Raw genomic sequence first — 23,166 nt, 5'->3', positions numbered from 1 at the left:
AAGATTTATATTAGCTAGGTACTCAATCGTGTCGATTCAAGAAATTCGTCATCCGCTTATTCGCCATAAACTTGGTTTGTTGCGCCGTTCAGACATTAGTACCAAGAATTTCCGTGAATTGGCACAAGAAGTTACGATGTTGCTCACTTATGAAGCAACCAAAGATTTAACTGTCGTAGACCATGAAATTGATGGTTGGACAGGCAAAGTCATAACACAGCGAATTGCAGGTAAGAAAATCACCATTGTTCCGATATTACGTGCAGGTATTGGGATGCTTGAGGGTGTCCTTAATTTGATTCCGAGTGCAAAAGTCAGTGTACTTGGTTTAGAACGTGATGAAGCAACTTTAGAAGTTCGTACTTATTATAAAAAACTGGTACCAGATGTTGCCAATCGCCTAGCTATGATTATCGATCCAATGCTGGCAACAGGAAATTCATTAATTGCTGCAATTGATGTTTTAAAAGCCAGTGGTTGTAAAGATATTCGCGTAATGATCTTAGTCGCTGCGCCAGAAGGTATTGCTAAAGTTGAAGCAATCCATCCAGATGTACGTATTTATACGGCTTCTATTGATCAAGGTTTAAATGAAGAAGGTTATATTGTTCCAGGTCTTGGTGATGCGGGCGATAAAATTTTTGGTAGCGTGCAAAAAGATTGATGACTTAGGAGATAAATAAAGAGACTGGATCTATTCATAACATTTAATGATGGTTCATCAGTCTCTTTTTTTATTCTATATACTATGCTTAGAATCTTTTTAAATGAGGGGCAAACGTTATGAAACAAGAGTTTTATCACGGAAAAGTTAAACAATATAATCCTGAAAAAGGTTTCGGTTTTATTGCAACTACTGAAGGAGAAATTTTTTTTCATATTTCAGATTATCCTGCAACGGATGGTGAGCCGAAAAGAAATGAAAAAGTGAAGTTCTTAGTACAGGAAAATGAGGGTAAGTTTAAAGCAATTAAAATTGAACGAGTAGACCCGAATCCTGCAAAAACCAAGAAAAATAAAATATTGGCTCATAATGAATCAATAACATCTGAATTACTGTCAAATTTTCGCCGTTAAATTTTTTTGAAATTTTAAGGTGGAGGAGGGTAACGTTAAGTTTAGCCTCCTTTGTTTTTATGAGAAGAAAAGAGAAAGGTATACATCATGTTTCTTGAGGGAAAAATAAAAAAATATAATTCAGATCGTGGTTTTGGTTTTATCGAATTGAATAATGGACAAGCCGATGTGTTCTTCCACATCAAAGATTTTCCTAAGTTAGGTGGTGAACCTAAAGTGGGTGAAACAATCAAATTCTTAATGGTTGAAGATCACGGAAAATTTAGAGCTGCCAATATTGTACGTTTAGATTTAAAACCTGAACATCAAAACCTAGGTGCTGTCCAACAACAATTTGAACCAAACAATTCCAGTGCTTATTCGAAAACAAAAGATAAAAAAGGTATAACATTCACAGTGGTTGGCTTAATTGTTATCGCAACTTTGTTAGCACTTATTTTTCAAAAATATCAGTCTTATCGGCAAGCTCAGCAGCTAAAGACCATTCAGTTGATTGAAGAACAAAAACAAATAATAGCGCATCAACGTGAAGCGATTGGTGATTTACCCGAAGTTAAATTGTCAGCAAAGACTACAGATGCGATAAAAACTAATTCTGGTTCATCTGCGCTATCACAACAACCGATTGTCACCAACGCTCAGTTCCGTTGTGATGGTCGACAATATTGCTCAGAAATGAGATCTCTAGAGGAAGCTCGATGGTTTGTCAGAAACTGTACGAATACTAAAATGGATGGTGATAATGATGGAGAACCATGTGAAAATGATTCTCGTTGGAGATAAAAGATCAGGCTTAAACCTGATCTTCACAAAACTGTAAAAATGCTTTTAAACCAGGACCTTGATACTTTTGACGGTGAACAAGCATGTAGAGTGGTCGTGTTAATTGCCAATAAGGTGTATCCAAAATTACCAATTGACCTTTTTCTTGCAAAGGTTCAATTGCAAGTCTAGACACACATGACATCCCTAAGCCACCTGCCACAATTTTTAAAATTGCTTCGTTATGACCCAAAGTTAAGCGAATATTTGCATCGGGTAAGTCTTGTAAAATGGCATTATCAAAGACTTCACGAGTGCCCGAACCTTCTTCACGTAAAATCCACTCTACATGATGAAAATCGCTTGGTGTGATAGGGCGGTCTAATTGTGCTAAGGGGTGGCTCGGGGCGCAGCAAACAGCGAGTTCATCATCGCGCCAATGGATACATTGTAATTGCGGTAAGTGACATGAGCCTTCGATTAAGGCTAAATCGAGTTGAAACTGATTGACTGCTTCAATCATTTGCCGAGTATTGCCGACTTGGAGTTGTAAATGTGCTTGAGGGTGATGTTGTAAAAATTCAGCCATTAAATCAGGCATCAAATAATCACTAATCGTCAGTGTTGCACCTAAGCGCAAATCAATACTTTGTAATTCACCTTTTGCAGCTTGTTCAAAAGAGTCGCAGCGTCCTAAAATTTCCAAAGCTTGAGGAAGCAGGAAACGTCCTAAATCATTTAATTGTAGGCGTTTGCCTAAACGATCAAATAATGGAGCGCCAAGACCATCTTCTAAATCAGCTAAAGCCATACTTGCCGCACTTTGTGTGAGTCGGACAGCATCACTCGCCTTGGTTACAGTTCCCTCTTGAGCAACTGCCACGAAAACAGCCAATTGGCGTAATGTCATGCGCATGGTAAAAGCCTTAACGTTTAAAAGTATTCATGAATTATCTGATCATGCTAACATGAGCTTACTGTTTCGTGCCACGTTCAAATCATGTCAATTGAAAAATTTAGCGTAGAAAAAGTTTTATCTGTACACCGTTGGACACATAATCTCTTTAGTTTCACCATGACCCGTCCAGCTCATTTTAAATTTACTGCGGGACAATTTGCTCGTATTGGTTTAATGGTTGATGGTGAATTGGTGATACGTGCCTATTCGGTTGTTTCCTCACCATTTGATGAAACACTGGAGTTTTTCTCAATTGTAGTTCCAGATGGCGCATTTACCTCAAATTTACAGCATTTAAAAGTGGGTGATGAACTCTATCTAGAGAAAATCTCATATGGGTATTTAACTTTAGCCCGTTATCAGCAACCTTTACCGCAGGATTTATGGTTGCTGGCAACTGGAACAGGTTTAGCACCTTTCTTATCAATGCTACAAGATTTTGAAACATGGACTAAATATCAATATATTCATCTAGTTTACAGCGTGCGGACTGTATCAGAACTTGCTTATGTAGATCGAATCCAAGAAATTGCAGATATGTTTGGTGCAGAGCATTCTGGCTTTAAGTTTATCCCTATTATTACTCGTGATCCAAATGCAAAGTTGCATGATCGATTGCCAATTTTAATTGAGAATGGTGAGCTAGAAAAAGTTGCAGATTTAGCATTTAATCCAGCGAGTAGCCACATCATGCTTTGTGGTAATCCTCAAATGGTTGAAGATACCAAAGAAGCGTTAAAGCGGCGTGGGTTGGTGATGAATCGTCGAGGCGAAGGTAATATTGCGGTCGAAAATTATTGGTAATGAGCAGTGATTGTCGTTTCGTAGATGTTACTAAAACAGTAAAAGTGAAAATGTAGTACTGGTATGTCGGGGGAGGATATGTTTTAGTGAACAAACATATCCACAAATTCGCGAATTTCTTGAATCGCTGTATCCACATCGGTGCTTAACCAAGTCGGTTCAAATATACCAATATAATGTTCTAATCGATCTTGGGGAACAACTAATCTGACAGGGCAATCTTCTTCAAGTAAACGCCAAGGAAGAATCGGTACTTCGTTGTCTAAGAAAGGTTGAACATTACGAATATCTACAATCATCGCATTAATACAATCTGGCAGAGGCATGACTGAAAACTCTTCAGTGCGACGACGGAAATACTCTAAGTCTCCCCATTTTAAGATGTAGCTCGGCTTATTGAACTCAATAATTCCAATTAAATGTTCGTCACGTGTGTGATGTAAAAAACATTGATGTGTAACATCAGTGTCTAATTCAAGAGAAACACTTTTTTGGCTGTAGGACATAAAGCGGGACAATTTAGAAACGAGGGCGCATATTATAGCTTATTTTTACCACATTCTAAAATCGCCTATATAATAAACAAAAAATCTAAAGATAAATAGTAGAGTTCTGCAACCAAAACAACGATAGTCCGAAGCTTCTTCACACAAAGCAACACAGTGTATTGTTAAGATAAAAGCCTAAGAAAATAAAAGGATGAGGGCAAGCTACGATGCATGATTTCAGTAAGCCACAACCTCACGTGGCAAGTAAGGAAGAAGTTGCACGCAAAAGGAAACTTCCAGTTTATATGTTAATTATCGTTGGGATATTTCTCGTTGCGCTACTTGTATACATGGTGGCTGATCATTCAGCTAATCCTGCTGCTCAAGCAATTATGCTTAATTTGCAGTCGGTACTTTTGGATGCATAGACACCTTTTAAGACCAATATTCGTTTTTAAAAGCCCATTGGTGTGAACTGGTGGGCTTTTTTGCAAAATTATGAGTAATTTTTGTTGTATTAGTGATGCCATTTGTTGATTGAAAAAAATACAGAAATTAAGGTTGGAGCACCTATAAATTAATTTTTATTTATAGATAAATCATAAGTGGTTTTATCAAGAGTTAAAAACACAATATAAGGATAACAATGATGAATGAGTTTTTTAGTGATCCCTCCCAAAGAGGAGGGTTTGACGCGATGTATTATTGGGATCAGTTTCAGCCAATTCTTGCTGCAATTGTCATCCTTTTATTAGGTTGGATTATTGCTTTAATTGTGGCTGCTGGAGTAAAAAAATTACTGCAAAAACTTGATACCAACCATAGATTATCTTCTGCAACAGGTCGAACACCCAATATTGAAAATCTAGTCTCGAAGCTGGTTTTTTGGTTTGTAATGATTCTTGCTGTTGTTGGCGCATTAAACGTTTTAAATATCAGTGGTGTGAGTGATCCATTTAGTAATATGGTCGGTCGTGTACTGGCTTATATTCCGAACTTATTAGCCGCAGTTGCTGTTGGATTCATCGGTTGGATTATTGCGCGTTTAGTTCGAGCGGGCTTGACCAATGTTTTAGCAAGAACTGAGTTAGATGAAAAGCTGAGCAATGAAGTTGGCGTTAGTTCTGTTAGCTCTAACATCGCCGAGATTATTTATTGGTTAGTTCTATTACTTTTCTTGCCAATCGTTTTATCAATTTTAGGCTTAACTGGACTATTAATTCCTGTACAGAATATGGTGAATGAAGCGATTGCTTATTTACCAAATCTATTCATCACCGGTGTGATCATTTTTGTGGGCTATATTCTTGCAAAAATTGTTCGCGGTATTGTTGAAGGTTTAAGTAATAGTTTAGGTTTACAAGCTCAAGCAGAAAAAGTGGGTTTATTCAAAAATTCAAATGTTTCTAAATTCTTAGGTTCATTTGTGTTTGCGATTATCATCATTACCACTTTGATCGTGGCATTCGAAGCACTTGGTATTGATGCAATTTCACAACCAGCTACGGCAATGCTTAATGAAATCATGCACGCTATTCCGCAAATTATCGCTGCTGGTTTAATCCTGATTGTTGCTTATATTGTCTCACGATTTGTTGGACGTTTGGTGGCTGAGTTAATTTCAGGTGCAGGCGTAGACGAAGTACCAATGAAGCTTGATCTGCAACGCTTCCTTGGTCAAACGCGCGTTTCTGACATTATCGGTTACTTGATCGTATTCTTTACAATGCTCTTTGCGGTTTCCGAAGCAGCAAATCGACTTGGTTTGGAACAAGTCAGCGTATTGATTGCGATGTTTATTCAATTCGGTGCAGACATCCTGTTAGGTGCTGTAATCTTAGTGATTGGCTTCTGGCTGGCTAATGTGGTTGCCAATGTAGTTCAGCGTGGTGAATATAACAGTTCACGCTGGTTAGGTAATCTCGTTCGTATTTTAATTATGGGTTTAGTGATTGCGATGGGTCTCAAAGCAATGGGTATTGCGGACTCGATTGTGAATCTTGCATTTGGTTTAACTCTGGGTTCTGTAGCCGTCGCATTTGCGTTGGCATTTGGTCTAGGCGGACGTCAGCCTGCTGAACGTTTACTTACAGATTTGTTAGATAAAGCAAAAACTGAAGCTAAACAACCAAATCCATTACATAAAACTGAAACGACCACTTCGGCTCCTATCAATCCAACATCACCAACCCCAACCAATACAGTTAATCCGACTCCACCATCTCCACCCTATTCGGATGAATAGTCAAAATAATCTTTGATTTTTTTGAGCAATTCGACCACTCTAAGTAGAGTGGTCGTTTTGTTTGTATCAATACTATTGTCATTAATTGTGGGACTGTAGTGCGCATTTTTAAGCCAAGCTCAATGCTTTTACTGAAAAAATGACCTCAAAAGCAATTCATTTATATCTAAATTATCAATAGTCTCTAAATAAAAAGTCGATAGGAGAATGAAATGAAGAGGCCAAATCGAGTATTCGCACCTATTATTATTGCAGGTATAACTGTTGGGTTCTTAGCGAGTGCTTATAAATTTGTCGTTGCTAAATCGAACTCTTCCAAAGAGGAGCCTCTTAAAAGTACTCAAAAAATATCCGATACAGAGGCGGCGAACTCTTCAGAAATCAAACACAAATAAAAGTTGTTGCATAGATTTCAACGGATATTGAGTTTAAATCATCTCAGACAAATTGAGCTGCGGCTTGAGCTGATGCCCATGCCCATTGAAAGTTATATCCGCCAAGATGCCCTGTGACATCGAGTACTTCTCCAATAAAGTACAAGCCTTTTTGCTTTTTACTTTCCATTGTTTTGGAGGAGACTTCACTGGTATCTACACCACCGAGGGTGACTTCAGCAGTTCGATAACCTTCTGTTCCTGATGGTTTGACAGTATAAGCATGTAATTGCGCCGCAATATGCTCTAGTTGAGCATCGCTAATATTGCCAATAGCAGTTTCACTGTGATCTGCCCAAATCAATTGCTGTAATTCAATAACAATACTTTTGGCAGTAAATTCACTAAGCAAAGTTCTAAGTAGAACTTTAGGTTGTGATTTTTTTCTCTCTTTAAAAAATTGCTCAAAATCTTGGCTTGGGAAGAAGTCGATTTTAAAACTTTCACCGACATGCCAGTAATTAGATAGTTGTAAGGAACTTGGACCACTTAAACCGCGGTGGGTAAATAAAAGTGCTTCAGTAAATTGATGTCGATCGTTGACCAAAGTTGCATCTAATGCATTACCACTTAAACGAGTGGTCACCTCTTTAAATTGATCTGAAAAAGTAAAAGGTACAAGACCAGCGCGGGTTGGGAATACATGATGTCCAAACTGTTTCGCCAGTTCATAGCCAAAACCTGAACCACCTAATGTTGGAATCGATAAACCACCTGTAGCAACCACTAATGATTCACAGTGATACGTGCCTTGGTTGGTTTCAATAATAAAACCTGAATCTGCTTTATTTTTTACGTGTTCAACTTCGCAGTGTGTTTGAATTTCAACGTGCTTTGATTTGCTACATTCTGAAAGTAATAATTCCAGAATTTCTTTGGAGCCTTTCACGGTGAACAGCTGACCGTGTTTACGTTCTTCGTATTCGATGCCATATTCACAGACTAAACCAATAAAGTCCCAATTGGTATAACGAGTTAAGGCTGAAATCACAAAATGAGAATTTTCTGAAAGATAGTTGGAAGGCTCCACCTCTAAATTAGTGAAGTTGCATTTACCACCACCTGACATCAGAATTTTTTTACCGACTTTATTGGCTTTTTCAAGTATGACGACTGAACGTCCACGTTTGCCTGCCTCAGCAGCCAACATCAAGCCCGATGCACCTGCACCTAAAACAACCACATCAACTTGATGAACCATGAGCATTACTCGATAGAATACGAAAAGCGGGCAATTATAGAAGATTTAAAGCCTTTTGAGTACGTCGATTGTTTGATTAAAAATATGCCTTTAAAATCAAGGCATGCTATAAAGTTGAGTTCTATAGAGGGGAAAATAATGAACGATAATACATTCTCAAAAGAAATTCAGCCCAACGACCAAGACAAACTGAGACAATATACGTTAATTGCCTATGGTTTATATGCAGCCAGTATTTTTGTAGGTTTGACTAGTATTGCGGCTGTCATCATGAATTACATGAAACGTAATGAAGTACAAGGTACGTGGTTGGCGAGTCATTTTGAATGGCAAATCAAAACCTTTTGGTTCACGCTAATCGGTGCTGTGATTGGTTTCATCTTGTCATTTGTCCTCATCGGTATTCCAATCTTGTTTGCAGTGTCGATTTGGTTTATTTATCGCATCGTAAAAGGTCTTGTGGTGTTTATGGACAATAAACCAATCGGTGATGGATGGTTTTAAGCCCTTAGAATCAATAGATCAAAAGTCACTTCAGGGTGACTTTTATTTTATGCGTCCTTGTAGCCCACCTGTATGAATCGCTAAGACTCTCGCGTTCACAGGGAAGTGCCCTTGTTGAATTAAATCAAATAGTCCCATCATCATCTTAGCTGTATAGATTTGCTCTAGTGGAACAGCATAATGTTGTTCGAAATGCTGCATAAATTGCAGTAATTCGGAGTTGGTTTTGGCATAACCACCACAACAATAAGCATCTGTTATAGACCAGTTGGTTTTATTGATCCACTTTTGAATATCCTGTTTGAGAAAATCACCTTTAAGTGCCGAAAAACCTAAAATATGTTGCTGATCAGAACTACTTTCGATGATCCCTGCAATCGTGCCACCTGTACCTACAGCACAACAAATCACATCATAATTTTCTCGATCATCATCAGACAGAATTTCTTTCGTGCCTTGTATCGCAAGTTGATTAGTCCCGCCTTCTGGAATAATAAAAGTATTTGGATAACGCTGTTTTAATTGTTGTAAATACTCAACTTCATGGCGAAGTCGGTATTCAGCTCGACTGACAAAATGCAGTTGCATACCAAAATCTTGTGCAGTTTGCAGGGTTGAATTCAATGCTTGTTTAGCTAACTCTTCACCCCGAATAATACCAATACTTTGGAAACCAAAATAATGAGCTGCATAAGCTGTTGCAGCGATGTGGTTGGAGTAAGCCCCGCCAAAAGTCAGTACTTGATTTAAATTTTGTTGCTTAGCTTCGAGTAGATTGTATTTCAGTTTAAAAAATTTATTCCCTGAAATCTGAGGGTGAATGAGATCAAGACGTTTCACCGTCAATTGCACAGGAAAGGGAAGGTCTAATGTTTGATAAGGAGTTGGAAAAGCAATGTGATCAAACATTCGAATAAACTAAAATTGGATTTGATCACATTGTAAATGTATTTGATTGAGAATGTCAGTGCTGCTTTATTTAAGAGTCAGTATCGACAGAGCTTATCACGGACATACCAGGACGTAAATTTTCGATGCCTTTTTGGTTTGGATCTATCGCAATACGCACTGCAATCCGTTGCACCACTTTGGTAAAGTTACCTGTTGCATTATCAGGTTTTAGTACACTAAATTCTGAACCAGCCGCAGGGGAAATTTGCTCAACATGACCAGTGAATTTCTGATGATTCATAGCATCTACAGTAAAATACGCTTTCTGCCCAATTTTCATATTGGCAATTTGCGTTTCTTTAAAGTTGGCAATCACCCATGTTTGTTTCGGGATTAAATACAATAATTGTGTTCCTGCCGCCACGTATTGACCTACTCGTGGATTGACTTCACCCAGTTGTCCATCTAACGGTGCAACAATCGTGCTGTAATCCTTTGTGGTATTGGCTTGATCTAATTGCGCTTGTGCGCTATTCACTTGTGCTTTTAGTCCAGCTTGCGCAACTTGTGCCGTTTTTAATGCTTCTTGCGCCACGAGGATATTCGCCTGCGCTTGTTTAAGCAAAGCTAGATTATTTTGTGCGTCCGCAGCAGCCTTGTCCTGTTCAGATTTTGAGGCTGCACCACTATCCCCAAGTTGCTGATAGCGTTTGAGTTGTGCGACTGATAAATCATATTGTGCTTTGACTTGATCAATTTTGGCTTGCGCTGCAACTACATCTGCTTGGCGCTGAGCAATCGCTTGAGTTTGATTGGCTAGACTATTTTCTGCTTGATCGACGCCTGAAACTGCCTGCGTAACTTTTTGATCATAGGTGGTCGCATCAATATGCATCAAGACTTGACCTTGTTTGACCTGATCAAAGTCTTTGACTAAAACATCTTTGATGTAGCCATTAATCTGTGAAGAAAGAATAGTGGTTTTGCCTTTTACATAACTATTGTCTGTTTGTTCAATCGCCGTATGAAATGGACCAATCCGCCATGCCCATAAAATAATCGTAACGCCCACGATTAACACTAAAAGCATCAACCATAAGGTTGAGCGTTTGGTTTTAATCAATTTGCTGGTCGTAGGTGGGGGCGGTGGTGGCATTTTCGGCACAGATTCGGGCGCTTTTTCAGTCTGAGCATTGATATTCTGCTCAGTCTTTTCAGGTTTATTCTTTTCAGAATTTTCTTGTTCAGACATAATCTCTTTCTCAATCAAATACGATGAAAGTTAACTTGCTGTTTGCAGGTTTTTTCGCGTTTTATACTGATTACGCGCATATTTAAATAGGCCCCATAACAGTAATACAACGGCAAAGATGCCATTGAGTACAATCACATCGTTATAGGCACGCACTTGGGCTTCACGCATCACCACTTTATTCAAATTCTGTAAGGCTTGATTGTTTTGTAAAACAGGATCATTGCTACTGAGCATTGCACTTCGTTGATAGGCTTGCAAACGCTGTGCAACCAACGGATCTGTAGGGTTGAGATGACTATTAATCTCAACTTTATAATCATAAGTTTGGCGTTGTTGGTAGGTATTAAAAAATGATGAACCGACTAAACCACCAAAGTTTTGTGTGGCTGAGAACAATACAATAAAGGTCACAACATATTGAGGACCACGTTGTAAGGTACGCATAAAACCCATCAATAGCAGTGGGCCAATAAATACACCACCTGCAAAACTCACCAAAAATTGACTACGATAAAAATTGGCAGGTCGTACATCACTGCTTAGGTGATAATCCAAAGCACAGGCGATCAGAATTAAAATTTCTGCAAGAAATAAATTTAAAATCAATCGTTCACGATGAAAGGTTAAAGCACTGAATACACAACCTGAAATCGTTCCACAGAAAATAACCACATACAATGGAACAAATTGATCAGGCCCCATACCGACTGTTTTTAAAAAATTGACAGCAGCATAACTTTGTTCTGACATTAATAGTCTCAGAGCAAAAGCGCTCACTACAAAGCTGAGTAAGTCACCTGCGGCGAGCCAACGAGTCATAATCAGGGGATTGGTTCGGTAATGTTCATAGGTTAAACCCAATACAATTAAACAAAAGCCGATAATTAAGGTATAAGCCAGCCAAGGGCTATCAAACCACCAATGAATAGGACCTTGTGTTAACACGATACATAGACAGGCGAAACCCGGAGCGAGCAGTGCAAAGGTAAAAAAGTCTTGTTTCTCAAAAACCGCGAGACGTATACTTCGAGGCAGTTTTAAAGCCACCACCATTGCAAAACAACAAATTGCCAGACCCAGTTCAAATGTATAAATCACATCCCATTGATTCGCGCTCAGTAGAAATGGCGAGATAATCCATGCTAAAGGCAAACCGAGTTGCTGAAAGCCGAAAGCTAAATAAATCCCTTTTGCCATATCTGCTTTACCAAAAGCTTGCATGGTGTAATACATACCCAACGAGCTGAGAGGCGCGGCGGCTAAACCTGCAATAAAACGCACAAATAAAGCCATTTCATAGGTTTTGACAAAGATGTGTAAGATCAATACAGCAATGAAAACTAATAAGCCAATTTCTGAAAATAGACGTAAGCCATATTGCTGCCGAGCTTTAAACAGAATTAAATTTGAACTGACATTTGCCATCACATAGGCGGCGGGTAACCAAGCAGCTTGTGATGGTGTAAGTCCATATTCACCTTGGAAAATCGGTAAATTAGCGATGATAAAACCATTGCTTAAACTTGCAGCAATACATATAAACAGCCCAATAATAAAATAAGCAAAACGTTTTGGCTTTGCATGAGCAATTGCTGCTGGTGAACCGGGAAGCGTAGGACGTTCATCGGCTGACCAATCGGGTGGAGTTTCAAGATAGCGAGGGCTGTTATCCATATTATTCCTCGAACTAAATTTTGATGCCGTTTAATAATAATTCTATTGCACGTTTTGCGAGTCTAACTTGATCAGAAGCATGGTGCCCTTGAAATGAAGAGCCTAAGATCGCGGTAATCATGCCAAAATCTTGTGGGGTCAGATCAGCGCGACACAATTGATGTTCTATGGCTTTATCAATTAAAGGTTGTAATGCTTTATCTCGTCGCTCATAAATGTTTAGCATGATTGGGTCTTCGCGATCAATGATACGCCAGTAATCAATCAGTACGACCAGATGAGGGAGTTGTTCGATATGTCCTTCAATTAAGCGAATAAAACCGTCATTAAATTCAAGTAAAGCCTCAGCCCTTTGCTCTAAACGGGTGATCGCTCTTTCGAGTAATGCAGCAATTAAAGCCTTCCGATCTGCGAAGTTACGGTAAAAGGTTGCTCGTCCCACACCTGCATGATCAATAATGGCTTGTAAAGGTACATGAATGCCTTGCTTGCGAAAGATTTCTTCCGCTGCATTGAGTAATTCATCACGATTATGTGCTGCCAATTGCTGACGTTTATACATAGGTGCAAAGGATTAAGGAACTTAAATGATATTTAACGGACATTTTTGTCCGAAGTAAATAACATGAGACATATTGTTTTGTTTAATTAAGGTAAAATATAACTTAGAAAGCTGATGTATAAAAATAGAGTTGCTTCAAAACAACGCTCTCTTGGAAAATATAATGATCAAACAAGGTATGAAATGCAGCAATTTTTAAATCGACTCACTTTGGGGATTCGACAGCGCCCATACTTATCTGCAACTTTTAGTCTGGGGTTGGTGATTTATGCTGTGCTGCATTTTTTTACGGATTGGCAATGGGAAACTTGTTTGCAGATCGGCTGGAATATCGCCATTTGGTTATATTTATTTCTGACCTTAAAAATGATGTGGCATTTAGACGCAACTCATATTTTGCAAAGAGCCAAACAGCAAGATGAAGGTAAATGGGCAATATTATGTGTGGTGCTCATTGCGATTGTGATCTGTTTTATCTCGATAGTTGTTCAACTGAGCCACGTTCCAAAAGATCAAGCCACTGTGAAAGGCATACTTATTTTGTTGACCATTGGCACGATCTTCTCAACATGGTTATTGCTGCATACCTTATTCGCGATTCATTATGCACATGATTATTATCTAGCAAAAAGCCGTCATGCAGATGGTGGTCTAGATTTTCCAAAGACAGAACAGCCTGATTATCTCGATTTTATCTATTTCAGCTATATCATTGGTACTTCTGCCCAAACTGCTGATGTTTCTATTACTAGTTCTCAACTCAGACATCTGAATATTTTTCACTGTGTGTTAGCTTTTATTTTTAATACCATGATTCTGGCGGTTGCGATCAATGTTGCAGCCAGTTTGATTGGTTTTAATTAATAACTTAATTTTATTAATTTTATTAAAATTGATCATTTTTTATTTTGGTTAGGGTCGGCTATTTTAAATGAGTCAACGACTACAAGGATAAGAAATGAATACGCAACATCAAGTGAATCAACAGCAGTATCAAGATAAATCTCAGGTTTATTTAACCAGTGCGGTGCATGCACAAGGCATTGAATTTCAGAAAATGCAGCAATTGATTCAGTCCCATGAAATTAAAACAGTTTTGGATTTGGGCTGTGGAGGTGGGCATGTCAGTTACCAAATATCTCCCTTTGTAGACGAAGTTATTGCTTATGACTTAACGCCGTCTATGGTGAAAATTGTTGCTGAACAAGCTAAGCATAAAGGTTTGGACAATGTGATTACCCAGCAAGGTGCAGCGGAGGATTTACTATTTGATGATCAACGTTTTGACTGCGTGATCACACGCTATTCAGCTCATCATTGGCAAAACGTGGCACAGGCGATGGCGGAAATTCACCGTGTATTGTCACCACAAGGCAAGGTGATTATTGTTGATATTTTAGGAAACTCAAATCCTGTTCTTGATACCTTCTTTCAAACCATTGAAACGATTCGTGATCCGAGTCATGTACGTAATTATAGTTTAGAAGAATGGATGCATTTTGCTGAATATGCTGGATTTACAATTGAAACAGTTGAAAAACAGCGCTTAAATTTAGACTTTCAAAATTGGACTGAACGTATGCAAACACCCGCACATGCAGTTGAAACGATCAGATATTTACAACGTAAAGCTTCTGATCATGTACAACAGTATTATCAGATTCAATCGGATGGTTCATTTAGTAGTGATGTGATTTATTTAGTGCTTAAAAAATAAAGTTCTTGGACTCTAATGATTTATAGCGATAAGCAGGGTGTTGTTTTTATAGTTATTGGAAATAACGCCCTATTAGAATAGACCTTTTGAGATTGTTTATAGGTGAAATTTAATTAAATAAGTGGAGTAAGTTTATAAATAATGGGTATGTTTGAATGATGTGTTTTAGCTGATGGTGTTGACCCAACTAGTAAATAAATCATGCAAATTTCAAATTTTAATTGAAATTTTGAATCGATATTTGTCTGCATATTTGTCTAATATTTTGATTTTAAATAAAATAGTTATATTTTGAATATTTGATACAGACTAAAAAAACAGTATCTTGTTTGACTGCTTTTCGCATAAAATATTTATGGAAAATTATTCTAATTTTGAGGTTTATCTTGGAATCAATATTGATTTTAGGCTCGATTACATTGGCACTGATGTTAGGTGCGATTAGCCCCGGTCCGACATTTATTTATGTGGCAAAAAACTCGATTGCGATTTCACGTAAACATGGTTTATTTACTGCGCTTGGTACAGGTACTGGTGCAGCGTTGTTCGGCTTTCTTGCTGTTATGGGTTTACAAGCAATCTTACTCACAGTGCCTTCTGCTTATTTGGCTTTGAAAATCTTTGGTGGTTTGTACTTACTTTGGCTCGCGTATAAAATTATTAAGCATGCTAAAGAGCCGATGGAGTCTACAGAAGGCAGCGTCAATAATATGAGCTATGCACAAGCTTTCCGTTTAGGTCTCATCACACAGTTGAGTAATCCTAAAATTGCGATTGTGCTTGCCAGTATTTTTACGGCGTTATTGCCGAAAGAAATTCCAACCTATTTTTACGTGGTTTTGCCAATGCTGTGCTTCTTTATTGATGCAGGATGGTATTCCTTAGTCGCTGTTGCACTATCTGCGGAAGGGCCACGAAAAGTCTATTTGAAATCAAAAGCGATTTTTGATCGTATCGCAGGTGGGGTAATGACCTTGCTTGGATTGAAGTTGATCTTTGGAATGAAGTGATAAAAGAAGCGACCAAGAAGGTCGCTTTTTTATGGTCTAATTCTGAATAAAAACATTTAATCTTTGAAATGAGTTGGAATCCATTGATAGCTTTTTCCATCTACTGAATAAATATGTCCAATCCCCGGAAATGGCAAATGCGGAGCGGCAATGGTTTGTCCATTTTTAGCAAAATCAGCGAATTGCTTTAAACGCGTTTCAACGGCTTTTTTCGGGTCTATGTCGTATTCAATTGCCGTTTCAGGTTTATCAAATTGCACGGTATGAGAATGTACGATATCACCAATAAAGACGATAGATTCACCTTTGGTTTTTAGTTCATAACTAAAATGCCCTGGTGTATGTCCCGCCGTGTTAATGACTTTGAAGCCTTGAACTTCATCACCGAGTTTATAGGTTTTAAAGCGTTGTTTGGCTTGGTAAGGCGCAATCGCTTGTTTAATTTTCTCAACCGTACCTGAGTAATTGGCTTGTTTTTCTTTCGGTAGTTTTGCTGCTTGCTTCGGATCTAACCAGTAATTGGCTTCGTCATTGGAAACGTAAACGGTTGCATTAGGGAAATTGGCAACGCCATCTTTACTGATACCACAGACATGGTCGGGATGTAGATGTGTGAGTAGAATGGTATCAACTTGTTCAGGTTGATAGCCTGATGCTTTTAGGTTGGTTAAAACTGAACCTAGATGTGAGCCGAAACAACTCGCTGCACCGCTATCCACTAATACCATAGATTTTCCTGTATTCACGAGGAACGCATTGATAGAGGTTTGTACGCCTTTCTCTTGATCGGCATAGTACTTCTTTAAGATCTGTTGTACTTGTTGCGGTGAAATATCTTTAAACAGGCTTGGCGACATAAAGTTGGTGCCATCCAGCAGGGCGGTAATTTGCACATCACCGACTTGGTGTTGATAGTAGCCCGCAACCTGATTTTGTTGAGGAGTGAGGAGTGGTTTTGCGAAGGTAGATGAGATAGGTGCAGTTGAGAGTAATAACACGATTAGAGGGTATTTGAGCTTTTTCATAGGAATATATTGTAGGTTCTAATAATATCTTTATACTTCTAGCATAAAGATATTTATTTTACTATAAATAGTCATAAAATTTATTTTAATTTTTTGAGTGCATAATATGAAAAATTTACTAGCTGCATATGAGCCTGATTTGATGGTTATTAGAATCAAGGAGGATTTAGAAGCATTATCTAACAGAGATGGAATAATTGTACCATTCAAGGATATGGAGGAAGTAAGTGTTTTTTTTCATGAGTGGATTCATTTTATTCACAATACATCCACTCTAATAGGGTTAACATTATTTTATAGCTATATTGGGTTGTGGAAGATTTTTAGATATTCATATGCTAATGGTCTGGCGGGAGAGGTTGGTTTAAATGATGATTTGAAAAAACAGTTCAATAATATGTTGAAATTTATGGGGGGATTAGGTCAAGTAGTAATGAGAAACGATTAAATAATAAAAAAATTAAAGATATTAGTATATTGAAGCATGAGGTTTTAGTTGAGAAGTACGATGATTTCGAATCTGGTAGTATTAAATGTTTTGTTGAAATTAGCGGTAATGAAAACTCTACTAATAATTTAGAAGTAGCTTTTAGAACACATGAGATATTGGAGAATTGTGCCTTTTTACTAGAAAAAAGTTTAATTAGGGATAGCTTAGAGAATCAGTTTGAAGATGATAGTGCTGAGATAGTACCTTATAGAATCATTGAAATATTTATTGAGTATCGGGTTGAAGGCTTATCTAATAGTGAAAAAATATGTTGTATGATAGCATCTTTACAATCGCCTAATCCACCATTTGCATTAGATAAATTAATGGAATTCATTCTAGATGCTAAGAAATTAGATACGTTAAAAGATTTTAAAATAATAGATATTATTAAATATTGGAGTAGTGAGCAAATTAAAAAAAATGAAGTCTTTGTTTCCAATATAATTGATAATATAGAGGATTCTTTTCCAATAAATGAGCCTATAGGGAACTCAATTAAACATGTTTTAAAAACTTTTATAAATAATATTAATTATCGTAAGGATGATGGTTTTTTTGAACTGGAAATTATAGATAAATGTAAAGAAAATATTATAAATTTTAATGAGGCTATAGAGAAATATCGAGGTTGTACAATTATAAAAGAAAATCTAGGTGATCCTGATTCATTAAATAAAGATATAATGTATTCTCTTTTATATGGTGCACAATCAGAGGATTGGCAAATTTTTTATAGCGCCATGAAGTTTATTAAAGCTCATATAAAAAATAATGGTTTTAAGAGTACATCTAATATCACAAATAAATGTCCATTTTATACAGTATGCTCTTTAAACTTGAGATTAAACGAACCCGAAATATGTGCTTCTACCCCTTGGGAGGCTGAAAAATTAGAGGGTAGCCGTGAGTTATGCTGGTATGCTTGGGGCGTTAGACAAACTAGACCTCAAATATAAATATTTATAATAGCCCTTACAGTCGTAGGGGCTATTATATGATTTTAGACTATTAAGACACTTTATCGCCTGGTTTTGCGCCAGATTCAGGTGAAATCACCCAAACTCCTTCGCCATTACCCGCGGCAAGTACCATACCGTTAGAAATACCAAAACGCATCTTACGTGGGGCAAGGTTAGCCACCATCACCACCAATTTATCTTTTAGATCTTCTGGCTGATAGAACTCACGAATACCACTAAACACATTACGTGGTTCAGCTTCGCCAACATCTAAAGTCAATTGCAGCAATTTATCAGAACCTTCAACCGTTGCAGCTTCCAATACTTTTGCAACACGAAGATCAATTTTTATGAAATCTTCAATACCAATGATTTCAGCTTCACCTGCTTTTGGCTCAGGCTTCTTCTCGGCTTTCTTCACTTTTTTCTTTTCCACTTTTGGCGCTTCTGCCGCAGCAGCTAAAGAGTCTTTAGATGCATCAACCATGGCTGCAACTGCTTTAGGATCAACACGCTGCATAAGCGGTTGGAATTGAGCAATTTCATGAGCAACTAAGATTTTCTGACGTGAAGCAAAGTCAAAGCTTTCAAGTTGTAAGAAAGACTGAACTTGAGCTGCAAGTGTTGGAAGAACAGGAGCCAAGTAAATCGCAAGTTGACGGAATAAGTTAATACCGACTGAGCAAACATCATGAACTTGTTGTTCTTGACCTTCTTGCTTTGCAAGCGCCCACGGTTTTTTCTCATCAATATATTGGTTTGCTTTATCTGCAAGTGCCATGATCTCACGAACAGCTGCGGAGAATTCACGTGCTTCATAGGCTTGCGCAATTGAATCGCCCGCATCAATAAAGCTTTGAACTAATTCAGGCTCAGCACAGGTGTTTGAAAGTGTATTATTGAAGTTGCTGTTAATGAATTTTGCACAACGGCTGGCAATATTCACTACTTTACCGACAAGGTCAGAATTCACTTTCTGTACGAAGTCATCCAAATTCAAATCCGAATCTTCAACTTTGTCAGAAAGCTTAGAAGCAAAGTAATAGCGTAAATATTCTGGGTTCAAATGCTCTAAATAGGTTTCAGCTTTGATGAATGTGCCGCGAGACTTCGACATTTTCTGACCATTCACTGTCAAGAAACCATTTACGAATAAACCTGATGGGGTACGGTAGTTCGCACCTTCAAGCATTGCAGGCCAGAACAGCGCGTGGAAGTAAACAATGTCTTTACCAATGAAGTGATAGACTTCTTTGTCGCTGTCTTTTTTCCAGAAATCATCAAAGCTTAGATCAGGACGTTTAGTTTTGATGTAGTTTTCAAAACTCGACATATAACCAATCGGTGCATCGACCCAAACATAGAAATATTTGTTTGGCGCATCTGGAATTTCAAAACCGAAATATGGTGCATCACGTGAAATATCCCAATCCGATAAACCTGCTTCAAACCATTCATCTAACTTATTAGCAATTGAAACAGGAAGGCGACCTTGATCACGCGTCCATTTCTGTAAGTATTCTGAGAAATTTGGAAGTTTAAAGAAATAGTGATCTGATGATTTCTCAACGGGAGTTGCACCACTCAAAGTTGAGCGTGGGTTCAATAATTCAGTTGCATTGTAAGTTGTGCCACAGACTTCGCATGCATCGCCGTATTGATCTTCCGATTTACATTTTGGGCACGTGCCTTTAATGAAACGATCAGACAGGAACATACCTTTTTCAGGATCAAAAAGCTGATTTACAGGTCGAATTGCGATATTGCCTGCTTCACGGTTCTTAATATAAATCTCAGATGCACGTGCTTTGTTTGCATCGCTATGAGTTGAATCATAATGATCGAAATGCACACCAAAACCATCAAAATCACGAATGTGTTCTTTCTGAACATTGGCAATTTGCGCTTCAGGGCTGATGCCATTCGCTTCAGCACGTAACATGATCGCTGTGCCATGAGCATCATCCGCACATACGTAAGTCACGTCATGACCCATTGCACGCATCGCACGAACCCAAATATCTGCTTGGATATAACCGAGTAAGTGACCCATATGGATAGGACCATTGGCATAAGGAAGGGCATTGGTGACTAAAATTTTACGCACGGATATTGTTCTCTCATTCGTATTTGCAAGGTGGATGATTTTACATGACTTAAGAGCGACTTGCACAAGGGAATCGGTGAAATCTTTTTAGCCTGAAGGGAATCTTATTTTGAAACTTCATACAAGCTTCACTTTGGCTTCAATCAAAGTACATCTGTTTGATCGAGAATAATCACAATATCAAAGAGAGGAAAATAAAAATGAGGTCTTGGTCATTAGTTTTTTCATCAGTCTCAGCAAGTATAGTTTCTGTTTTAAGTTTTGTGATTCCATTTTGTTTGTTCTTAAATTATCGACAGAACCATCTTATTCATGTGGTGAGCGATGGCATGGAAGTCATGATATATCTGACCCCAATCCTTCTCATTTTGGCTTTTATCTTTTATTTGATTGTTCTAGCAATATTGAAATTACCAAAACAAATTTTTGATTTATTGCAGTTTTTAAAAATAAGTTTTGTGATCTTCATTGCTTGGACATTACTGGTCTTAACGATTCTGTTCGAAGATCAAGTGAACCCCATTGATTTTTCAACTTTAAAGATCGGCATTATGATGTATTTCATGATGCTGCCGATTTTGGCTTTGAGTTGTATGGGGGCGAACAGTTGTTATTTCGTCATAGATAGAAAAGTATATAAAAAGGCTCTTTAGTTAACACTTTTTAATTAAGTGAATTGTTTGCCCTTCGTTATAGAAGTAAAGCTCATAATTCTTGAGTTTGTTGTGACTACCATTAGTGATGAAAGAACCTGAACAGGGTACTTTCCATTGATTATCAGTATTCTCAGTCAGTCCAATCCAAGCATGTCCACTAAATGTGAATGTATGCTCATCTTTCATTTTAAATTGATCAAAATAGATTGCATCGCACCAAAATGTATTATTAATAAAATCTACTTTGGAAAATTTCCAGCAACTTAAAAAAGCAATTAGTGATTCTAAACCTTCACGTTGTTTATAAGTATTGAATTGAAGGATAGTTTGGGCGATACCGCGCTCTATAGCCAACACTCTACGTTGAATTCTTCTTTTGCTGGAATAAACATATTTTGACCACTTAAAATACCTTTCCTCTTCTTGTTTTTGCAGTGCAAGTTCTTCTTTATTCATCTTCGATTTTGGATAGTTTTATCTGTTAATTTTTGATCATGGAGTTTTGAAAAAAGTATGCATCCCAAAGGATTACATACTTTGCATCTGCTTAATGGTTACACTTTGCTTAGCGTTCTTTCTTAAAGAGATGATTTTCCCTTTAGACAAGAAGTGGATATGGTAGCTTTTTAAACTATTGGTTTTTGGATCAACCGTGATTTCAGCGAAGAGTGGCGTTTGCCAAAGTTCATCACTTCCTAGAGTACCTAGCCAAGCTTGAGCTTTAATTACAGCGGTAAATTCATCTTTAACTTGTAAGTCGCTAATGCTCATTTCGCTGCACCAATGAACGGTCTTTGGAAATTCAACTTTTGAAAATTTCCAACAGATCGAAAGTGCTAAGCTTGTTGCAATTCCAGCATAATCATTGCTCTCATTATGAATGACGAGAAGTAATTGTTCTGCTAAATCACCCTCAAAAGAATCAATCATGTTTTGAATTCTTTTTTTACTCGACAGGATATAGTTCAGTCGTTTTTCTTGAGCTTGAAGTTCATGTTGAATTTCTAAAAGTTCATTTTCATTCATAGATAAAGCTTTATCAATAAAGTTAGGATTACGATAGTGCAAAAGTATATCTGATCTAATTGTTTATATTGTGAATAGTTTTTAATTGAAATTTGATGGTTGTAAAAATGATCGAAACACCAAGACTGATTTTGCGCCAATGGTTAGAAACAGATTATTCACGTTTTGCAGAGATGAGCGCTGATCCAAAAGTGATGGAGCATTTTCCGAAAATGCTTAGTCGATCAGAAAGTGATGCTTATATTGATAAATTAAAAGCAATCATTCAAAAACAAGGTTGGGGTTTTTGGGCAGTGGAATTAAAAGAAACCCAACAGTTTATTGGTTTTGTGGGCTTACATGATCAACCCACACAATTTTCCTTTTCACCTTGCGTTGAAATTGGCTGGCGCTTAGATCAAGCTTTTTGGGGAAAAGGTTATGCGTCAGAAGCGGCAAATGCAGCCTTAGCTTTTGCTTTTGATCAGTTGAAACTAGAAAAAGTTGTATCTTTCACCACCCTAGATAATAAAAAATCTCAAAAGGTGATGGAGAAGATAAAAATGAGAAAGATCACAGAATTTCAACATCCTGCTTTAGATATCAATCATCCATTAAGCTGGCACGTGCTCTATGAAATATCTAAACATGAGTTTAAAGGGTAAAACTGCTGTTATTCTTTTATATGATTTTTATATCTAAAAATTCAAAAGGTTATCGAACAGAAATGATTTGAATCTTCCTGTATCCCAATTGTTTCAATTTGCAGCAATCACTTAAAAACTTATCTAAACGCGGTATAACTAAGACTGCTCCAAACAATATATATTTACCTATAAGTGAGGAAATAAGATGACAAATGAAAAAATTGACGAGTTGAAAACTCAAGCTGCTGACTTAGGTAATGATTTAAAACACAAAGCAAAAGAAGCGCAACTTCAAGGTGAAAAAGCAGTTGATGATTTAAAACATTCTGCTCAAGAGTTGAAGTTAAAAGGTGAAAAAGCGATTGATGATTTAAAAAGAGATGCTTCGGAACATAGTTCTGAAAATAAAGAAGCTTTTTCAAATAAAGTGGACGAAATTAAGTCTAAACTTGAAGATACTCAACATGCGGTTCAAGATAAATTCGACCATTTGAAAGAAGAAGCGAGTCATAAACTAGATGATGCAAAAGCAAAAGCTGCTGAATTAAAAGATGAAGCTGCTGCAAAATTTGATGATTTAAAAGCTCAGGCGAGCACTAAAATTGATGACTTAAAAAAAGCAGCATCGGATACAATCAATAAATTCAAAGGTTAAATCGGTTAATCTTTAAATGAATGACGCTCATATCGAG

The 23,166-nt window shown here is 37.5% G+C and carries 27 protein-coding genes; 16 read left to right on the top strand and 11 right to left on the bottom strand.

Annotated elements, in window-relative coordinates; all coding sequences use genetic code 11:
* Nucleotides 1–28 precede the first annotated feature (28 nt).
* The 3 genes from upp (at nucleotide 29) to NGC85_RS13115 (ending at nucleotide 1,860) form a co-directional block, all read left to right on the top strand.
* The gene (upp, locus tag NGC85_RS13125; RefSeq protein WP_005056724.1) at nucleotides 29–664 is read left to right on the top strand and encodes a uracil phosphoribosyltransferase; all 636 of its coding nucleotides are present in this window, start codon (nucleotides 29–31) and stop codon (nucleotides 662–664) included.
* Nucleotides 665–783: 119 nt separating this feature from the next.
* Entirely contained in the window at nucleotides 784–1,077 is a 294-nt protein-coding gene (locus tag NGC85_RS13120; RefSeq protein WP_254731752.1) for a cold shock domain-containing protein, read from the top strand.
* Nucleotides 1,078–1,164: 87 nt separating this feature from the next.
* Nucleotides 1,165–1,860, top strand: coding sequence for a cold shock domain-containing protein (locus tag NGC85_RS13115; RefSeq protein ID WP_254731750.1), 696 nt, complete (start codon nucleotides 1,165–1,167; stop codon nucleotides 1,858–1,860).
* Between the two features lie 10 nt (nucleotides 1,861–1,870).
* Here NGC85_RS13115 and gigC read toward each other — a convergent pair whose 3' ends face one another.
* Nucleotides 1,871–2,755, bottom strand: coding sequence for a LysR family transcriptional regulator GigC (gigC, locus tag NGC85_RS13110; RefSeq protein WP_254731748.1), 885 nt, complete (start codon nucleotides 2,753–2,755; stop codon nucleotides 1,871–1,873).
* 84 nt (nucleotides 2,756–2,839) lie between these two features.
* Between gigC and NGC85_RS13105 the strand changes: the two genes are divergently transcribed.
* Nucleotides 2,840–3,601, top strand: a complete 762-nt coding sequence (locus NGC85_RS13105; RefSeq protein WP_254731746.1) for a ferredoxin--NADP reductase — start codon at nucleotides 2,840–2,842, stop codon at nucleotides 3,599–3,601.
* Between the two features lie 83 nt (nucleotides 3,602–3,684).
* Here NGC85_RS13105 and NGC85_RS13100 read toward each other — a convergent pair whose 3' ends face one another.
* Nucleotides 3,685–4,107, bottom strand: coding sequence for a hypothetical protein (locus tag NGC85_RS13100; RefSeq protein WP_005056716.1), 423 nt, complete (start codon nucleotides 4,105–4,107; stop codon nucleotides 3,685–3,687).
* Between the two features lie 209 nt (nucleotides 4,108–4,316).
* Here NGC85_RS13100 and NGC85_RS13095 point away from each other — a divergent pair, with 209 nt between their 5' ends.
* The 3 genes from NGC85_RS13095 (at nucleotide 4,317) to NGC85_RS13085 (ending at nucleotide 6,729) form a co-directional block, all read left to right on the top strand.
* Entirely contained in the window at nucleotides 4,317–4,517 is a 201-nt protein-coding gene (locus tag NGC85_RS13095) for a hypothetical protein (RefSeq protein ID WP_254731744.1), read from the top strand.
* A gap of 221 nt (nucleotides 4,518–4,738) precedes the next feature.
* The gene (locus NGC85_RS13090; RefSeq protein ID WP_034710279.1) at nucleotides 4,739–6,334 is read left to right on the top strand and encodes a mechanosensitive ion channel; all 1,596 of its coding nucleotides are present in this window, start codon (nucleotides 4,739–4,741) and stop codon (nucleotides 6,332–6,334) included.
* 212 nt (nucleotides 6,335–6,546) lie between these two features.
* Entirely contained in the window at nucleotides 6,547–6,729 is a 183-nt protein-coding gene (locus NGC85_RS13085; protein ID WP_005057657.1) for a hypothetical protein, read from the top strand.
* A 43-nt stretch (nucleotides 6,730–6,772) separates the two neighbouring features.
* Here NGC85_RS13085 and NGC85_RS13080 read toward each other — a convergent pair whose 3' ends face one another.
* Nucleotides 6,773–7,969 (bottom strand): NAD(P)/FAD-dependent oxidoreductase, encoded by a 1,197-nt coding sequence (locus tag NGC85_RS13080; RefSeq protein ID WP_254731742.1) that lies wholly within the window; start codon nucleotides 7,967–7,969, stop codon nucleotides 6,773–6,775.
* Between the two features lie 138 nt (nucleotides 7,970–8,107).
* Between NGC85_RS13080 and NGC85_RS13075 the strand changes: the two genes are divergently transcribed.
* Entirely contained in the window at nucleotides 8,108–8,473 is a 366-nt protein-coding gene (locus NGC85_RS13075) for a hypothetical protein (protein ID WP_254731740.1), read from the top strand.
* A 42-nt stretch (nucleotides 8,474–8,515) separates the two neighbouring features.
* On the opposite strand, the gene NGC85_RS13070 is transcribed toward NGC85_RS13075, so the two are convergent.
* From NGC85_RS13070 to NGC85_RS13055, 4 genes are all read right to left on the bottom strand, one after another.
* Nucleotides 8,516–9,382, bottom strand: coding sequence for a 1-aminocyclopropane-1-carboxylate deaminase/D-cysteine desulfhydrase (locus tag NGC85_RS13070; protein WP_254731738.1), 867 nt, complete (start codon nucleotides 9,380–9,382; stop codon nucleotides 8,516–8,518).
* Between the two features lie 70 nt (nucleotides 9,383–9,452).
* Nucleotides 9,453–10,520 (bottom strand): HlyD family secretion protein, encoded by a 1,068-nt coding sequence (locus NGC85_RS13065; protein ID WP_254805605.1) that lies wholly within the window; start codon nucleotides 10,518–10,520, stop codon nucleotides 9,453–9,455.
* Nucleotides 10,521–10,646: 126 nt separating this feature from the next.
* Nucleotides 10,647–12,293, bottom strand: a complete 1,647-nt coding sequence (locus NGC85_RS13060) for an MFS transporter (RefSeq protein WP_254731736.1) — start codon at nucleotides 12,291–12,293, stop codon at nucleotides 10,647–10,649.
* Nucleotides 12,294–12,306: 13 nt separating this feature from the next.
* Nucleotides 12,307–12,855 (bottom strand): TetR/AcrR family transcriptional regulator, encoded by a 549-nt coding sequence (locus NGC85_RS13055; protein WP_254731734.1) that lies wholly within the window; start codon nucleotides 12,853–12,855, stop codon nucleotides 12,307–12,309.
* 183 nt (nucleotides 12,856–13,038) lie between these two features.
* On the opposite strand from NGC85_RS13055, the gene NGC85_RS13050 reads away from it, so the two are divergent.
* From NGC85_RS13050 to NGC85_RS13040, 3 genes are all read left to right on the top strand, one after another.
* Nucleotides 13,039–13,719 (top strand): DUF1345 domain-containing protein, encoded by a 681-nt coding sequence (locus NGC85_RS13050; protein WP_254805604.1) that lies wholly within the window; start codon nucleotides 13,039–13,041, stop codon nucleotides 13,717–13,719.
* A gap of 94 nt (nucleotides 13,720–13,813) precedes the next feature.
* Nucleotides 13,814–14,572, top strand: coding sequence for a class I SAM-dependent methyltransferase (locus NGC85_RS13045; RefSeq protein ID WP_254731732.1), 759 nt, complete (start codon nucleotides 13,814–13,816; stop codon nucleotides 14,570–14,572).
* Between the two features lie 386 nt (nucleotides 14,573–14,958).
* On the top strand, nucleotides 14,959–15,582 hold the full coding sequence (locus tag NGC85_RS13040; RefSeq protein WP_254731730.1) for a LysE family translocator: 624 nt from the start codon (nucleotides 14,959–14,961) through the stop codon (nucleotides 15,580–15,582).
* A gap of 56 nt (nucleotides 15,583–15,638) precedes the next feature.
* Here NGC85_RS13040 and NGC85_RS13035 read toward each other — a convergent pair whose 3' ends face one another.
* Entirely contained in the window at nucleotides 15,639–16,607 is a 969-nt protein-coding gene (locus NGC85_RS13035) for an MBL fold metallo-hydrolase (RefSeq protein ID WP_254731728.1), read from the bottom strand.
* A 106-nt stretch (nucleotides 16,608–16,713) separates the two neighbouring features.
* On the opposite strand from NGC85_RS13035, the gene NGC85_RS13030 reads away from it, so the two are divergent.
* Together NGC85_RS13030 and NGC85_RS13025 are read left to right on the top strand one after the other, a co-directional pair.
* Nucleotides 16,714–17,055, top strand: coding sequence for a hypothetical protein (locus tag NGC85_RS13030; RefSeq protein WP_254731726.1), 342 nt, complete (start codon nucleotides 16,714–16,716; stop codon nucleotides 17,053–17,055).
* Between the two features lie 29 nt (nucleotides 17,056–17,084).
* On the top strand, nucleotides 17,085–18,056 hold the full coding sequence (locus NGC85_RS13025) for a hypothetical protein (RefSeq protein ID WP_254731724.1): 972 nt from the start codon (nucleotides 17,085–17,087) through the stop codon (nucleotides 18,054–18,056).
* Between the two features lie 52 nt (nucleotides 18,057–18,108).
* On the opposite strand, the gene metG is transcribed toward NGC85_RS13025, so the two are convergent.
* Nucleotides 18,109–20,166, bottom strand: coding sequence for a methionine--tRNA ligase (gene metG, locus NGC85_RS13020; protein WP_254731722.1), 2,058 nt, complete (start codon nucleotides 20,164–20,166; stop codon nucleotides 18,109–18,111).
* A 200-nt stretch (nucleotides 20,167–20,366) separates the two neighbouring features.
* Here metG and NGC85_RS13015 point away from each other — a divergent pair, with 200 nt between their 5' ends.
* A complete protein-coding gene (locus tag NGC85_RS13015) occupies nucleotides 20,367–20,819 on the top strand; it encodes a hypothetical protein (protein ID WP_254731720.1) in 453 nt (150 codons plus the stop codon).
* On the opposite strand, the gene NGC85_RS13010 is transcribed toward NGC85_RS13015, so the two are convergent.
* Entirely contained in the window at nucleotides 20,820–21,278 is a 459-nt protein-coding gene (locus tag NGC85_RS13010) for a hypothetical protein (protein ID WP_254731718.1), read from the bottom strand.
* 72 nt (nucleotides 21,279–21,350) lie between these two features.
* Complete coding sequence (locus tag NGC85_RS13005; RefSeq protein WP_005057635.1) at nucleotides 21,351–21,848, bottom strand: hypothetical protein; 498 nt, start codon at nucleotides 21,846–21,848, stop codon at nucleotides 21,351–21,353.
* Between the two features lie 107 nt (nucleotides 21,849–21,955).
* Between NGC85_RS13005 and NGC85_RS13000 the strand changes: the two genes are divergently transcribed.
* Entirely contained in the window at nucleotides 21,956–22,492 is a 537-nt protein-coding gene (locus NGC85_RS13000) for a GNAT family N-acetyltransferase (protein WP_254731716.1), read from the top strand.
* Nucleotides 22,493–22,679: 187 nt separating this feature from the next.
* The gene (locus NGC85_RS12995; protein WP_254731714.1) at nucleotides 22,680–23,129 is read left to right on the top strand and encodes a hypothetical protein; all 450 of its coding nucleotides are present in this window, start codon (nucleotides 22,680–22,682) and stop codon (nucleotides 23,127–23,129) included.
* Nucleotides 23,130–23,166: the final 37 nt, after the last annotated feature.

Source organism: Acinetobacter sp. Z1 (assembly GCF_024296945.1).
GTDB lineage: Bacteria > Pseudomonadota > Gammaproteobacteria > Pseudomonadales > Moraxellaceae > Acinetobacter > Acinetobacter beijerinckii.
Note: the sequence above shows the minus strand (reverse complement) of the source record. Positions and strands in the feature narration are given on the sequence as shown.

Bases quoted from the DNA above. Each gene is read 5' to 3' on its own strand.
- NGC85_RS13120 (WP_254731752.1), top strand. From the start codon at position 784: ATGAAACAAGAGTTTTATCACGGAAAAGTTAAACAATATAATCCTGAA.
- NGC85_RS13115 (WP_254731750.1), top strand. From the start codon at position 1,165: ATGTTTCTTGAGGGAAAAATAAAAAAATATAATTCAGATCGTGGTTTT.
- gigC (WP_254731748.1), bottom strand. From the start codon at position 2,755: ATGCGCATGACATTACGCCAATTGGCTGTTTTCGTGGCAGTTGCTCAA.
- NGC85_RS13105 (WP_254731746.1), top strand. From the start codon at position 2,840: ATGTCAATTGAAAAATTTAGCGTAGAAAAAGTTTTATCTGTACACCGT.
- NGC85_RS13100 (WP_005056716.1), bottom strand. From the start codon at position 4,107: ATGTCCTACAGCCAAAAAAGTGTTTCTCTTGAATTAGACACTGATGTT.
- NGC85_RS13095 (WP_254731744.1), top strand. From the start codon at position 4,317: ATGCATGATTTCAGTAAGCCACAACCTCACGTGGCAAGTAAGGAAGAA.
- NGC85_RS13090 (WP_034710279.1), top strand. From the start codon at position 4,739: ATGAATGAGTTTTTTAGTGATCCCTCCCAAAGAGGAGGGTTTGACGCG.
- NGC85_RS13085 (WP_005057657.1), top strand. From the start codon at position 6,547: ATGAAGAGGCCAAATCGAGTATTCGCACCTATTATTATTGCAGGTATA.
- NGC85_RS13080 (WP_254731742.1), bottom strand. From the start codon at position 7,969: ATGGTTCATCAAGTTGATGTGGTTGTTTTAGGTGCAGGTGCATCGGGC.
- NGC85_RS13075 (WP_254731740.1), top strand. From the start codon at position 8,108: ATGAACGATAATACATTCTCAAAAGAAATTCAGCCCAACGACCAAGAC.
- NGC85_RS13070 (WP_254731738.1), bottom strand. From the start codon at position 9,382: ATGTTTGATCACATTGCTTTTCCAACTCCTTATCAAACATTAGACCTT.
- NGC85_RS13065 (WP_254805605.1), bottom strand. From the start codon at position 10,520: ATGCCACCACCGCCCCCACCTACGACCAGCAAATTGATTAAAACCAAA.
- NGC85_RS13060 (WP_254731736.1), bottom strand. From the start codon at position 12,293: ATGGATAACAGCCCTCGCTATCTTGAAACTCCACCCGATTGGTCAGCC.
- NGC85_RS13055 (WP_254731734.1), bottom strand. From the start codon at position 12,855: ATGTATAAACGTCAGCAATTGGCAGCACATAATCGTGATGAATTACTC.
- NGC85_RS13050 (WP_254805604.1), top strand. From the start codon at position 13,039: ATGCAGCAATTTTTAAATCGACTCACTTTGGGGATTCGACAGCGCCCA.
- NGC85_RS13045 (WP_254731732.1), top strand. From the start codon at position 13,814: ATGAATACGCAACATCAAGTGAATCAACAGCAGTATCAAGATAAATCT.
- NGC85_RS13035 (WP_254731728.1), bottom strand. From the start codon at position 16,607: ATGAAAAAGCTCAAATACCCTCTAATCGTGTTATTACTCTCAACTGCA.
- NGC85_RS13030 (WP_254731726.1), top strand. From the start codon at position 16,714: ATGAAAAATTTACTAGCTGCATATGAGCCTGATTTGATGGTTATTAGA.
- NGC85_RS13015 (WP_254731720.1), top strand. From the start codon at position 20,367: ATGAGGTCTTGGTCATTAGTTTTTTCATCAGTCTCAGCAAGTATAGTT.
- NGC85_RS13010 (WP_254731718.1), bottom strand. From the start codon at position 21,278: ATGAATAAAGAAGAACTTGCACTGCAAAAACAAGAAGAGGAAAGGTAT.
- NGC85_RS13005 (WP_005057635.1), bottom strand. From the start codon at position 21,848: ATGAATGAAAATGAACTTTTAGAAATTCAACATGAACTTCAAGCTCAA.
- NGC85_RS13000 (WP_254731716.1), top strand. From the start codon at position 21,956: ATGATCGAAACACCAAGACTGATTTTGCGCCAATGGTTAGAAACAGAT.
- NGC85_RS12995 (WP_254731714.1), top strand. From the start codon at position 22,680: ATGACAAATGAAAAAATTGACGAGTTGAAAACTCAAGCTGCTGACTTA.